Here is a 12,426-nt window from a genome sequence, read left to right on the forward strand (position 1 = left end):
AATGGCTGTTCACGTTGAACCAGAATAGGTGTTCACGTTCGTCCGGAATGGGTGTTCATGATGGGCCGGAATATGCACTTCCATGAAGCGGTAAAAAATGTTGCTACTCAGGGGTTAGAAAACATTATAGAAACTGGCCTGGTAGAGAACCACGAAGTTTTTAAAGATAGAATAGATGAGATATCATTCGCAAGAAAACTTGTTAAAGCCGCAAGTAAATCACCAGTATTGGGACAGATACCAAATGAGCAGGTAATAAGTTTTACAAACAACCATCCTGCTTTGAAAGGAAAATTCAAATACAGTTACGATGGGAGCCAAATAAATTTGGGAACGAAAAAATCCCAAGATCTATTTCTTAAACTTATAAATGACGACTTCTTGCAGTCAGAACTCACAAAGCTATATTATGAAAGTGTAGCTAAAGACAGCATTGCAGAATCCGAAAAGACTCAGCAACAATAAAACGCCTAAATCAGGTGCGCCATAGGCGTCACCTGGATTTACTTGTTAGGCAATTATTTCACTATGCTGACTCGTGAGCGAGCTTGGCACGTTGGATGCAGTATCTTTGAGTTCTTATTAAAATATCATGTTTTTCCAAGTGTTCTTGGTCCTTGTCTTCCATTACTCCAGTTTTTTCAAGCAACGCCTTGTAATCGTTCATCTGGGACTCTTTTATCTTTAACATCATTTCAGCTGGTTCCGTAGCCTCTTTAAAGTCTGGCAATTCTTCAAGTTGCGCTGCTTTGGCTGACATGAGCCTTGCTCTCAAGCAGTAAGCTAAGTACATAACCGCTTCTTGATAGATCTCTCTTGGGTTGTTTACGTCTGCTTTTTTGATTTCTGGCAAAGGGACTTCTTCACCCTCTTTTGAGGGTATTGGAATATCGAATGGCATTAAAAGACTTTTTTCTATTGAAAGATTTTTTGATCTTTGCGACAGACTGTCAATTGAAAAGTCTGCCTTAGAGAGTTTATGTGCAAATTCATTTCTAATACTTCTGACTCCATGCAGCAATATTCTCTCTTTGTTAGAAATGAGACCTAAGCGATATGACATATTAATCTTTGAGCTAAATGTGCTCAAAGGTCCATTACCGCTAAATATTTCTTTATTGTTCTTTTCTTTGTCAGAAACTAAGTGGCTTAACAATATTTCTCTTAGCATTTCGTCTAGGAGTGATGCTCCTACAATTACTGCAGCTCTATCTGATGCTTCTGAGAACTCAAATTCCATTGTTTTTTGATCTTCGAACATAAACTCCTCATTCGATTAAATACCTAATTGGGGCTTTTCAGCCCCCTGAAAACTATTGATAGATGCAACATGACGGGTTTCTGCCTTTTACATAAATCTATCCCGGGTTTTAAGCACCCCCATGTCCCCATGGTTGCCTTCCCATCTTTCTTCAATTCTTCCGAAGTAGCCAGCTCAAGACCAAAGGGGCCGCTCCCTTTTCCATGGTGTGGGATTCTGTAAGGTGTTGCCCCCTATTACAAGAAGCCATTAAAACAATTCGGGCTGTGCCTTATGCCCGTTGCCCGAGCTTCTAGCGGTAACTGTCTCAACCGGTTTACCTAGTAGCATGAAGTTGGGAATACCGAGTGGGGGCACCGTCTTCATTACACCTTCCCGATCACCTTTGAGTTTCTCTCGCAATTCCATCAGAAGCCTACCTAGCACGTTCTGCCCGACCAACAAATCGCCAGCTTCGTCTGCCAACTTGGCTCCCCAAAAGTCATCCTTGCGTGATTGCTCGACGATTGGCTGATCACAAGTTGAAAGCAGCAGTCGACCGAATTCATCGTAGTTCTGCGCAAGCTTCACGCGCAGGCACCAACGCATGACCTTATGTCTGACCTCTTCCCAATCTGGCCTTGACTCTTTCCGATGTGGTTTGCTCTTCATCTTAGCGGTCATCGGGCTGTGCTGCCCGATGATTTCCCGCTGGACATCCGGCATGTGAGGAAAGCGGCAGGCTTGATACAAGGCCTCCGTCGTCAAGATGCGAACGCCGTTGATCTGCAAAGGGAAGCCCGACGCCATGTTGGACAGGCCACCAAAGGCCTCCCTCGTCTTATAGAAAACGACAACCTCGCTGCGGACGTATGTCCGCAGGAGGCTTTTCTCAGGTTGGTCTATGCTAGAGCGTAAGGTCATCGAAGATGTTCCTCGCGGAGGAATAGCCCTCACGCTGTAGCAGCGGATACCAATGCAGGGCGCCCGAGGTCGCCTCCGGGTCTCCCCACCACATTGCAAGTGGACAATTGTTCGGGCAATTCCGGTAGGTGACGATCATCGAGCCGAAACCCACGCCGAACGGGCTGAAGCCGAGAGGGCGCATGGACTGCTTCGGGTTCTCACTCTTCGCCCTGATCTTAGCGCCCGCAATTAGGAACTCGCTCTCCAAAACTTGACGGCCCGATTCAGAGGAAAACGGCTGGATAGCTGCTGCGCTAGCCTGTCGAGGCTCGAAGGGGAACTTCGTCGGCAGAGCCATGTAGTCTTGAACCTCAGCGACGTTTGGGACCATAGTGGGCCAAAGCACTCCTGAACTGTTCTTGAACCACTTGCGGTTCTCAATCTCGAGGGCACGCCAATAGTTGATGGCGATCTTCTTTCCAGATTGCGCGATCACACCCTTGAGCCTCTTATCGACAAAATACCAGCCTCCCGAGTGAAGAGCAGCGACGATGACATGAACAGTAGCCGATTGAGGCGCTTCCTTGACAATCCATGGCTCAAGGTCATTCCCCACGCGATTGCCACTAAACATCGCGTCATCAAGGTAGATGAAGTCGCCGCCATCTTCTCCGCAGTCATCCAGGTCGAGACCGCATTCGTCTTCAAGGCACTTCGAGAAGAGCTTGAGCATCTCCTTCTGGCTCTGCCCGTTCTGCTGGATGCTCAAGAAGTTCGCGGACGACCAGTACAAGGCGGGGTTGGCACCAGCCAGCTTCGCGTTGGTCACGAGGGCGCGGAGGAAATCCTCCACGTTTCTTCGTGAGAAGAAGGTCTGCTTGATGACGTGCTCAAACTCGCGCAGGAATGGCAGCTGCTGGGAGGGCGTGAACTGATGAAGCCAACGGTCGACATGCTCCGGCGTCGGTTCGAGAAAGTCATCTTTCCTATAGGTCCTGATCTCTTTCGCGACGGAAACGAGCAGATCGTCACGTTCGCTCATCTATTAGTCTCCTGCCAATTGACGAATCTCAAAGTGTCGCTGTATTTATACCAGACGTCCGCACTATAATAGACTCCACGCCTGCACGTAACTAGCATACGCCCTAGCAGTTACAGTTGCAGTTCCAGTTGCAGTTGCGGAGATACAGAGCGCAGTGGAGTACCTTGCCGACAACCTACTTTTATCAAATCATCCTTTGGAATCAAAGAATCCACCTTGGATAGCTCTCATTCCTGGAATGACTTCATAAACCTCAAGTACATCGTACCAGACATGAACTATTTCCCCCTCGTAACCAAAAGCAATATCTTCTTTAAGCTCAGCTCGAATAGAGTCTCCAGGGTTTACAGAAATATTTCCGCTCTGGAAATCGACCAGCCATGGTATATCTGAAATCTTCGCCTCAATGGCATGGCCATTGTATCGAAAAGCCCACTTTGACTTACCCAAATAATCGGGCTTTTTGACTTTCAAAATCCTTGGGCCTTGGGTCGTATGTACCTCTTTCGTCAGCCAATCAGAAATAACTTGTGACGAGATGGCTAACTGACCGTTGAAACGAGCGTCACCAACAACTGAGCGATATTCAATAGAATCAAATTCTTCGAGAGGGCTCATTGCGTTCTGAATGCGTTTTATATGATTCAAAAGATCTTTTCGGTTGATTGAACTGTATGCAGGTATTCTTTTAACATTCGTGGATTCCGCAGCCTCTTCGATCTGACTCTCCAGCTCCTTAATATCATCCATATCGTCGATAGCTTCCTTAGCTTCGCACCACTTCACGATTAGGTATTTTGTTTTAAGAAGAAAATGCCCAAGGATCTTCTTTAGCTCGAAGTCTTTAAGCGCATCGTCAGGTATTTCCCTCAGAATTTCACCGAGTTTTGCGCGTAGCGATCCCGTGTAAATGTTCTCAAGGATTATTTGGGGCTCATAATATGGACTAATTAATTTTCCAAGATCGCGATCTAAATTATTAAGCGCATCAATCATTCCACCCATTGCATGAAAGACTCGTGAGGGATCACCTTCAGATTTTCGAAAATCTAGGTAAAGCTCATAGTCGTAGTCGCTTGCCGATGAAGTCACCTCACAGTCCCTCTATATGAATGACCTTTCGATTTCACACTGATAGGCCTGAATAACGCTAATTGATTCATCGGCCGTCATCCCTAACTATCAGTGTGTGCGTAGCATATGGCTACCTACATTAGCCCATCTTGGCGCCGTTTTCCTGCTGAGGTTAAAAAACAAAAACTCCGCACCAAGGATCGCTCGGCACGGAGTTCTGATAGGTAGGGCTTTAAGGCCTATCAGGGCATGGGGGCAACTAAGCGGCTAAACGGTCAGGTGCTTCTTAATGAGTTCGTCGGTCAGCCCTGCAATCTCGTCTTCCGCCACCCTCCGCCCCCGATCCAAAATCGCAAACCGATCCGCATACTTCCGCGCAAACGGCAACTTCTGCTCAACCAGCAACACCGTCAGCCCGTCTTCTTCGATTAGACGGCGAATAACCTCCCCAATCTGCGCCACAATATTCGGCTGAATCCCCTCCCCTGGCTCATCCAGTATCAGCAGCCTGGGCTCAATCACCAGCGCCCGGCCAATGGCAAGTTGCTGTTGCTGCCCACCAGAGAGGTCACCGCCTCTGCGGTGCCGCATTTCCTTCAGCACCGGGAAAAGCTCATACACCCGCTCGGGGATTTTCTTGCTGCCATCGGCCCGCACGGCCAGGCCGGTGCGCAGGTTTTCTTCCACGGTCAGCAGCGGGAAGATTTGCCGTCCCTGGGGCACGTAGCCGATGCCAAGGCGTGAGCGGTCTTCGATTTTCTTCTTGGTCAGTTCCACATCCTGTGCGAATTCGATGCTCCCGCTTTTGGTGGTTTCCTCGCCCATAATGCATTTCATCAGGGTGGTTTTGCCCACGCCGTTGCGGCCCATTACGCAGGTGCACTGGCCCTGAGGTACGTCCAGGTCCAGGTCCCAGAGGGTGTGGCTTTCGCCGTAGTATTGGTTGAGCTTCTGGATCTTCAGCATTACGCCTCCTCCCCCAGGTATACTTTGATCACTTCCGGGTCGTTGGAGACCTGGTCCATGGTGCCTTCGGCCAGCACGCTGCCCTGGTGCAGCACGGTCACGTGGCGGGCGATGGAGCGCACGAAGCCCATGTCGTGCTCCACCACCACAACGGACTGTTTGCCCGCCAGGCTGGTGAGCAGTTCGGCGGTGCGCTCCATTTCCTGTTCGGTCATGCCGGCTACCGGCTCGTCCACCAGCAGCAGCCGTGGTTTCTGCATCAGCAGCATGCCGATTTCCAGCCACTGTTTCTGGCCGTGGGAGAGGATGCCGGCGAGTCTGTCCCGCAGTTGTTGCAAACCGATGGTTTCCAGCACTTCGTTGATGCGGTCCCGGTATTCCGGTTTCATGATGGCGGTCAGGGTGGGCAGGATGCGTTTGTCGGCGGCCATGGCCAGTTCCAGGTTTTCGAACACGGTGAGGGCTTCGAATACCGTGGGTTTCTGGAACTTGCGGCCGATGCCCAGGCTGGCGATGTCCGGCTCGCTCTTGGTGAGCAGGTTGTGGCGGCTGCCGAACCATACGGAGCCGGTATCAGGGCGGGTTTTGCCGGTGATGATGTCCATCATGGTGGTTTTGCCCGCGCCGTTGGGGCCGATGATGCAGCGCAGTTCGCCGTCGTCCACGGTTAGGTTGAGGTTGTTGATGGCCTTGAAGCCGTCAAAGCTCACGTTCACGCCTTCCATGTACAGGATCGGGCCGTGGCGCACGTCGACTGGCGAGGCCACGGGTGCGAGGAAGTCGAACACGCGGTCGCGATGGGTGAGTTGCTCCAGCATGCTCATGCGGTGGCCTCCTGTGTCTGGGGTTGCTTCTGGCGTTTTTTCAGCAGGCCGGCGATGCCCTTGGGCAGGAACACGGTCACCAGCACGAACAAGCCACCGAGCATGAACAGCCAGGCGTCCGGCATTACGCCGGTGAACACGGTTTTGGCGTAGTTCACCAGGATGGCGCCGATCACTGCGCCGTAGAGGGTTGCGCGGCCACCGAGGGCCACCCACACCACGATTTCGATGGAGAACAGCGGCGAGAATTCGCTGGGGTTGATGATGCCCACCTGCGGCACGTACAGCGCCCCGGCCACACCCGCCAGCATGGCGGACACCACGAACACGAACAGCTGCACCCGTTCCACCCGGTAACCGAGGAAGCGGGTGCGGGCTTCGGCGTCGCGGCAGGCGATACTCACCCGGCCAAGCTTGCTGGCCACGATGGCACGGCAGATCACGTAGCCGATGGCCAGCGCGATGCCGGTAGCAATGAAAAGCCCAAGCCGTGTGGCGTCGGTGCGCAGGTTGAAGCCGAGGATGTCGCGGAAGTCGGTCAGGCCGTTATTGCCGCCAAAGCCCATTTCGTTGCGGAAGAAGGCCAGCATCAGGGCAAAGGTCAGTGCCTGGGTGATGATGGAGAGGTACACCCCGGTCACCCGCGAGCGGAAGGCCAGAAAGCCGAACACCAGCGCCAGAATGCCCGGTGCCAGCAGCACCATGATGAAGGCAAACCAGGCCATGTCGAAGCCCAGCCAGTACCAGGGCAGTTCGCCCCAGTTCAGGAACACCATGAAGTCCGGCAGTATCGGATCGCCGTAGGTACCGCGGTCGCCGATCTGGCGCATCAGGTACATGCCCATGGCGTAGCCGCCGAGGGCAAAGAAGGCGCCGTGGCCCAGGCTGAGGATACCGAGGTAACCCCACACCAGGTCCACCGCGACCGCCAGCAGCGCGTAACAAAGGTACTTGCCCAGCAGGGTGACGGTGTAGGCGCTGACATGCAGGGCGCTGTCCTGGGGCATGAACAGGTGGAGGAAGGTGACCACCACCAGGGCCGCGAACAGTACGCCCAGGAATATCTGTGTGGAACGCTCCTGAAAAGGCCGGAGCAGCCAGTTCTGTGATACCGCCATAACTCAGCCCTCCGCTGCCCGGCCTTTCTGGGGGAAGAGCCCCTTCGGCCGTTTCTGTATGAAAAGAATGATGAACACCAGCACGATGATCTTGGCGAGTACGGCACCGGCCCAGGGTTCCAGCAGCTGGTTGATGGTGCCCAGCGACAGCCCGGCAATCAGGGTGCCCCACAGGTTGCCCACGCCACCGAACACCACCACCATGAACGAGTCGATGATGTAGTTCTGGCCCAGGTTGGGGCCCACGTTGGTGAGCTGGGATAGCGCCACACCGGCCAGGCCGGCAACGCCGGAGCCGAGGGCAAAGGTCATGATGTCCACGCGGGTGGCGCGGATGCCCATGGAACGGGCCATGTTGCGGTTCTGGGTCACAGCGCGCACTTCCAGGCCCAGGCGGGTCTTGCGCATGATCAGCATCAGTGCCGCGAAAACCACCAGCGCAAAGCCCAGTACATACATGCGATTGAGGGTGAGGGAGAGCGCGTCGTTGATTACCAGCGAGCCACTCATCCAGTCCGGCGTGACCACGGTGCGGTTCTGGGGGGAGATCACGGTGCGCACCAGTTGCTGCAGGATCAGGCTGATGCCGAAGGTGGCCAGCAGGGTTTCCAGTGGGCGGCCCTTCAAATACTGGATAACGCTGCGTTCGATGATGATGCCGGCGGTGGCGGCCACCAGGAAGCCGGCGGGGATGGAGAGTATCAGCGCCAGGCCGGGCTGGCCCGGCAGCAGTTGCTGCATGCCCCAGGTGGTGTAGGCCCCCAGCATGATCAGTTCGCCGTGGGCCATGTTGATCACGCCCATCACGCCGAAGGTGATGGCCAGGCCAATGGCGGCCAGTACCAGCACCGAGCCCAGGGAGAGCCCGAAGTACAGGGTCTCGGCGGCGCGGTTCAGTTTCAGTTTCTGTTCGATGGTGCCCAGGGCCTGCCCGGCCTTTTTCGCCAGTACCGGGTCGTCGCTGCGCACAGCCTGGTTCAGGGCGGCCCTGGCCCGGGGGTGCAGGCTGCCGGCCAGTACATCCACGGCTTCGATATCACCCTCGCCCACCCGGTAGATGGCCAGGGCTTCTTCAATTCGGTTACGCACATTTGCGTTTTCTTCCAGTTCCAGCCGCGCTTCCAGCGGTTCTACCAGTGAGGCATCCACTTTGCCCATCATGTCCTGTGCGGAAGCTTCACGCACGTGCGGGTCGGCGGCGTTCAGGTCCAGCATGGCGAGTATGCCTTCAAGCTGGCCCCGTATGGCGTTGTTGATGGCAACTCTGTCCAGCTCCCGGCGGGACATGTCGCCCATGTTCTCTCCGGTCAGCGGGTTGGCAATTTCCCAGTCCCGGCCCCGGTTGTTCAGAACCACAACAACCTGGCCGGTGTCTTTTATCCGGCTCAGGCGGTTGTTTCCGTAGGCTTCAAGCCAGCCCCTGGCTCTTGGATCACCGCTGCTGACGATGGCGTTGATGGCCTCTTCCACGTTGCTGGCTGGCGCTTCGGCAAGGTTGGCCAGCAGCGCCTTGCCGGGATCGTCATCCTGCGCGCTGGCAGGAAGCGACCACAGGGAAACCAGGGCAATAAGCAGCAATGTGAGCGATCGGATGATGCTCATGAGTGTGTCCTGTCTGTTGAAAGCGGGTTGCGGGTGCGGCAACCGGGAACAGTGTGTCTGCCCCGGTTGCCTGTCTTGCTCTGCTTCCTACACCTTATTCGGCTTCTTCCGCCGCCATCTGGCCGGCGGAAGCGCCACACTTGCCGGTTACGGTGTTGAAGGTTCCGCAGAACAGCGGCTTGCGCCAGTCGGCGATCAGGTCCCGCGAACCGGGCAGGTAGTCAGACCAGGCATCGCCGGCCACGGTGGATGGGGTCTCCCAGACTACGGAGAACTGGCCGTTGTCCTGGATCTCGCCAATCAGCACCGGTTTGGTGATGTGGTGGTTGGGCATCATGGCGGCGTAACCGCCGGTGAGGTTGGGCACGCTTACGCCGATGATGGCGTCTTTAACCGCATCCACATCGGTGGTGCCGGCTTTTTTCACCGCCTCGACGTACATGTTGAAGCCGATGTAGTGGGCTTCCATGGGGTCGTTGGTGACGGCTTCCTCATCGCCGGTGTGGGCAACCCACTGGTCGATGAAGTCGTAGTTGGCGTCGCTGTCCACGCTCATGAAGTAGTTCCAGGCGGCCAGGTGGCCAACCAGCGGGCCGGTGTCGATACCGGAGAGCTCCTGCTCGCCCACGGAGAAGGCAACCACAGGGATGTCAGAGGCAGAAATGCCCTGGTTGCCCAGTTCGCGGTAGAAGGGCACGTTGGCGTCGCCATTGATGGTGGAGACCACAGCGGTCTTTTTGCCGGCGGAACCGAAGCTCTTGATGTCAGATACGATGTTCTGCCAGTCGGAGTGCCCAAACGGCGTGTAGTTGATCATGATGTCTTCCTTGGCCACACCCATGTCCATCAGGTAGGTCTCAAGGATCTTGTTGGTGGTGCGCGGGTACACGTAGTCGGTACCGGCCAGTACCCAGCGCTCAACACCGATTTCGTTCATCAGGTAGTTCACCGCAGGAATCGCCTGCTGGTTGGGGGCGGCGCCGGTGTAGAAGACGTTCTCGGAAGACTCTTCACCTTCGTACTGGACCGGGTAGAACAGCAGGCCGTTCAGTTCTTCCACCACCGGCAGTACGGATTTGCGGGAAACCGAGGTCCAGTTGCCGAAGATGACATCCACTTCTTCCTTGGCCAGCAGTTCGCGGGCCTTTTCAGCAAACAGAGGCCAGTTGGAGGCCGGGTCGACCACCACCGCTTCCAGTTGACGGCCGAGCACACCGCCTTCGGCATTCTGCTTTTCGATGAGCATTTCCACGGTGTCTTTCAGGACCGTTTCACTGATGGCCATGGTGCCGGAGAGGGAGTGAAGGATACCGACCTTGATCGGGTCTTCGGCAGCCATTGCGTTGAGGGATACAGAGAGGGCCAGCGCTGAGAGGCCCAGTTTCACGTGTTTTTTGATGGTCATGTTGTGCGTCCTTGTTTGCAGGTTGGTTCGTGCCATTCGCTTGAGTAAACGCACTGCTGCCACTGCATCTGTCGTTCCAGCTTTCACCAATACCCATACACAACAACGACTTATCTAGTATACAAGCTATCAACGCCTGCCCTTGCCCCGTGGAAAGGCTCGCAATTCTCCGTTTTAATAGCCTTTTTATGGTGCACCCGCCCATCAATAGTGCGGCCCTCAGAGACGGTCCTTGTGGTTGCATTTACATATCTCACTGTTTTTACTGACTATTTTTAAATCCTTCCCGAATGGCACGGGCATTGCCATTGCTCATGTATACAAGTTGATAACGCACATGAGGACAAACCATGCCCGCAACATTCGGATGGACCATTGAGGATTGGCAGAAGGCCTACCAGTCGGGCGCCAGGCCCGAGGATCTTATCGGCGAACTGGTCGCCAGCCTGGATACAACCGACAACGCCTGGATTGCACTATCAGAAAGCACGCAGTTACAGGCGGCCCTGTTCGACCTGGCGGGCAGCCTTAACAAGGTAGGCGGCGATATCAGCCGCCTGCCACTCTATGGGGTTCCGTTTGCGGCCAAGGACAATATTGACGCCGTCGGGTTCGAAACCACCGCCGGCTGCCCGGCCTATGCCTATTCGCCGGAAGAGGACGCCACGGTGATTGCCCGGCTCAAGGCCGCGGGCGCGGTGCTGATCGGCAAAACCAACCTCGACCAGTTTGCCACCGGGCTGGTGGGTACGCGCTCTCCTTATGGGGCGGTTTCTAATGCCTTTAGGCCGGAGGTGATCAGCGGTGGCTCCAGCTCTGGCTCGGCTTCCGTGACAGCGCGCGGCCTGGTGCCCTTTGCATTGGGTACCGACACCGCCGGCTCTGGCCGAGTGCCGGCCGGGCTGAATAATCTGGTGGGTCTGAAACCCACCAAAGGGCTGTTCAGCATCCACGGCGTGGTGCCCGCCTGTCGCTCGCTGGATTGCGTGTCTGTGTTTGCCCTGACCGTGAACGACGCCGGGCGTGTGGCCGATGCCATGGCCGGGTTTGATGCCGATGATGCCTTCTCCCGCAAGGCGCCCTATGCCCTGCCTCTGGATGGCCCGGCCATTCGTCGCCCGGGCCCGCTCAAACGCCTGGCCATTCCGGAGCACCCGCAGTGGTTTGGCGACCAGCAGGCAGAGGCGGCCTGGAATACCGCCATCAGCCTCTGGCGGCAGCAGGATGTGGAGCTGGTGTCGCTGGACTTCACCCCCATGCTGGAACTGGCCGCCCTGCTCTATGAAGGCCCCTGGGTAGCAGAGCGCCATGCTGCGGTGGAGTCCTTCATGGCCAGCCATGGCAGTGACATGAACCCGGTGGTGAGAAGCATCATTGCCAACGCCGGCAAGTTTACCGCCACCGATACCTTCGGGGCCCAGTACCGCAAGGAAGAACTGCTGCGCCAGATCGATGAACTGCTGGCCGATGTGGACGCCCTGCTGGTGCCCACTGCACCCACGGCACCCACGATTGATGCGGTGAACGAAAACCCGATCACCCTCAACAGCCAGCTGGGCACCTACACCAATTTCGTGAACCTGGCGGACTTCAGTGCCCTGGCCATTCCCGCCGGCTTCCGCGACGACGGCCTGCCGTTCGGCGTGACGCTGATCAGCGGTGCCTGGAAAGACACCGAACTGCAGCACCTGGCCTGTCAGTGGCTCAATGCCCATCCCACACCGCTGGGTGCCACCGACAAACCCCGGCCTGAAGAATCACCGGGCGCGGCCATTTCCACACCCACGGTGCAGGTGGCTGTGGTGGGTGCCCATCTCAGCGGCATGCCCCTGAACACCCAACTGACCGAACGTTATGCCGTCCTGCTGGAGCAGACCACCACATCCGCCAATTACCGCTTGTACGCCCTGCCGAATACAACGCCGCCGAAACCCGGGCTGAAGCGGGTAGCACCGGGCGAAGGTGAGCAGATCATCGTGGAAGTCTGGGAGATGCCGGCCTCGGCCTTCGGTTCCTTCGTGGACCTGATTCCCGCGCCCCTCGGTATCGGCAAGGTGGAACTGGCGGATGGGCGTTGGGTGAATGGGTTTATCTGTGAGGGGTACGGGTTCGAGGGGGCTCGGGATGTCACCGAATTCGGCGGCTGGCGCGCTTATATGCGGTCTGACTCCGGGGTCTGACCCTACGGGTCTGACCCCACAACATCTGACCAGGTCAGATCAACCTCCAAACTTTGGGTAAACGCCTCT

The 12,426-nt window shown here is 55.9% G+C and carries 11 protein-coding genes; 2 read left to right on the forward strand and 9 right to left on the reverse strand.

The features are described from left to right. The first annotated feature begins 57 nt into the window (after positions 1-57). Positions 58-465 (forward strand): Kiwa anti-phage protein KwaB-like domain-containing protein, encoded by a 408-nt coding sequence (locus QPM17_RS09185; protein WP_285390373.1) that lies wholly within the window; start codon positions 58-60, stop codon positions 463-465. Between the two features lie 61 nt (positions 466-526). Here QPM17_RS09185 and QPM17_RS09190 read toward each other — a convergent pair whose 3' ends face one another. The 9 genes from QPM17_RS09190 to urtA all read right to left on the reverse strand — a co-directional run bounded on the left by QPM17_RS09190 (position 527) and on the right by urtA (position 10,177). Next, a complete protein-coding gene (locus QPM17_RS09190) occupies positions 527-1,261 on the reverse strand; it encodes a hypothetical protein (RefSeq protein WP_285390374.1) in 735 nt (244 codons plus the stop codon). Positions 1,262-1,510: 249 nt separating this feature from the next. Beyond that, positions 1,511-2,164: an NADAR family protein gene (locus tag QPM17_RS09195; protein WP_285390375.1), complete on the reverse strand. Its 654-nt coding sequence runs from the start codon at positions 2,162-2,164 to the stop codon at positions 1,511-1,513. Then, the gene (locus QPM17_RS09200; protein ID WP_285390376.1) at positions 2,148-3,188 is read right to left on the reverse strand and encodes a phosphoribosyltransferase-like protein; all 1,041 of its coding nucleotides are present in this window, start codon (positions 3,186-3,188) and stop codon (positions 2,148-2,150) included. Before QPM17_RS09200 ends, QPM17_RS09195 begins: the two co-directional genes overlap by 17 nt. Before the next feature lie 189 nt (positions 3,189-3,377). Next, positions 3,378-4,280 (reverse strand): hypothetical protein, encoded by a 903-nt coding sequence (locus QPM17_RS09205; protein ID WP_285390377.1) that lies wholly within the window; start codon positions 4,278-4,280, stop codon positions 3,378-3,380. Positions 4,281-4,529: 249 nt separating this feature from the next. Beyond that, positions 4,530-5,228, reverse strand: coding sequence for an urea ABC transporter ATP-binding subunit UrtE (gene urtE / locus QPM17_RS09210; RefSeq protein ID WP_285390378.1), 699 nt, complete (start codon positions 5,226-5,228; stop codon positions 4,530-4,532). Continuing rightward, complete coding sequence (gene urtD / locus QPM17_RS09215; protein ID WP_285390379.1) at positions 5,228-6,052, reverse strand: urea ABC transporter ATP-binding protein UrtD; 825 nt, start codon at positions 6,050-6,052, stop codon at positions 5,228-5,230. The genes urtE and urtD overlap by 1 nt, the downstream gene beginning before the upstream one ends. Next, positions 6,049-7,170 (reverse strand): urea ABC transporter permease subunit UrtC, encoded by a 1,122-nt coding sequence (gene urtC / locus QPM17_RS09220; protein WP_285390380.1) that lies wholly within the window; start codon positions 7,168-7,170, stop codon positions 6,049-6,051. Before urtC ends, urtD begins: the two co-directional genes overlap by 4 nt. Before the next feature lie 3 nt (positions 7,171-7,173). After that, complete coding sequence (urtB, locus tag QPM17_RS09225) at positions 7,174-8,772, reverse strand: urea ABC transporter permease subunit UrtB (RefSeq protein WP_285390381.1); 1,599 nt, start codon at positions 8,770-8,772, stop codon at positions 7,174-7,176. A 94-nt stretch (positions 8,773-8,866) separates the two neighbouring features. Further along, positions 8,867-10,177 carry an urea ABC transporter substrate-binding protein gene (gene urtA / locus QPM17_RS09230; RefSeq protein WP_285390382.1) on the reverse strand — a complete coding sequence of 437 codons (1,311 nt, stop codon included), beginning with the start codon at positions 10,175-10,177 and terminating at the stop codon, positions 8,867-8,869. A 350-nt stretch (positions 10,178-10,527) separates the two neighbouring features. Here urtA and atzF point away from each other — a divergent pair, with 350 nt between their 5' ends. Further along, positions 10,528-12,357, forward strand: coding sequence for an allophanate hydrolase (atzF, locus tag QPM17_RS09235; RefSeq protein WP_285390383.1), 1,830 nt, complete (start codon positions 10,528-10,530; stop codon positions 12,355-12,357). Positions 12,358-12,426 lie beyond the last annotated feature (69 nt).

Source organism: Marinobacter azerbaijanicus (assembly GCF_030250645.1).
GTDB classification, from domain to species: domain Bacteria; phylum Pseudomonadota; class Gammaproteobacteria; order Pseudomonadales; family Oleiphilaceae; genus Marinobacter; species Marinobacter azerbaijanicus.

Bases quoted from the DNA above. Each gene is read 5' to 3' on its own strand.
- QPM17_RS09190 (WP_285390374.1), bottom strand. From the start codon at position 1,261: ATGTTCGAAGATCAAAAAACAATGGAATTTGAGTTCTCAGAAGCATCA.
- QPM17_RS09200 (WP_285390376.1), bottom strand. From the start codon at position 3,188: ATGAGCGAACGTGACGATCTGCTCGTTTCCGTCGCGAAAGAGATCAGG.
- QPM17_RS09185 (WP_285390373.1), top strand. From the start codon at position 58: ATGATGGGCCGGAATATGCACTTCCATGAAGCGGTAAAAAATGTTGCT.
- urtC (WP_285390380.1), bottom strand. From the start codon at position 7,170: ATGGCGGTATCACAGAACTGGCTGCTCCGGCCTTTTCAGGAGCGTTCC.
- urtD (WP_285390379.1), bottom strand. From the start codon at position 6,052: ATGAGCATGCTGGAGCAACTCACCCATCGCGACCGCGTGTTCGACTTC.
- urtA (WP_285390382.1), bottom strand. From the start codon at position 10,177: ATGACCATCAAAAAACACGTGAAACTGGGCCTCTCAGCGCTGGCCCTC.
- QPM17_RS09195 (WP_285390375.1), bottom strand. From the start codon at position 2,164: ATGACCTTACGCTCTAGCATAGACCAACCTGAGAAAAGCCTCCTGCGG.
- urtB (WP_285390381.1), bottom strand. From the start codon at position 8,772: ATGAGCATCATCCGATCGCTCACATTGCTGCTTATTGCCCTGGTTTCC.
- atzF (WP_285390383.1), top strand. From the start codon at position 10,528: ATGCCCGCAACATTCGGATGGACCATTGAGGATTGGCAGAAGGCCTAC.
- urtE (WP_285390378.1), bottom strand. From the start codon at position 5,228: ATGCTGAAGATCCAGAAGCTCAACCAATACTACGGCGAAAGCCACACC.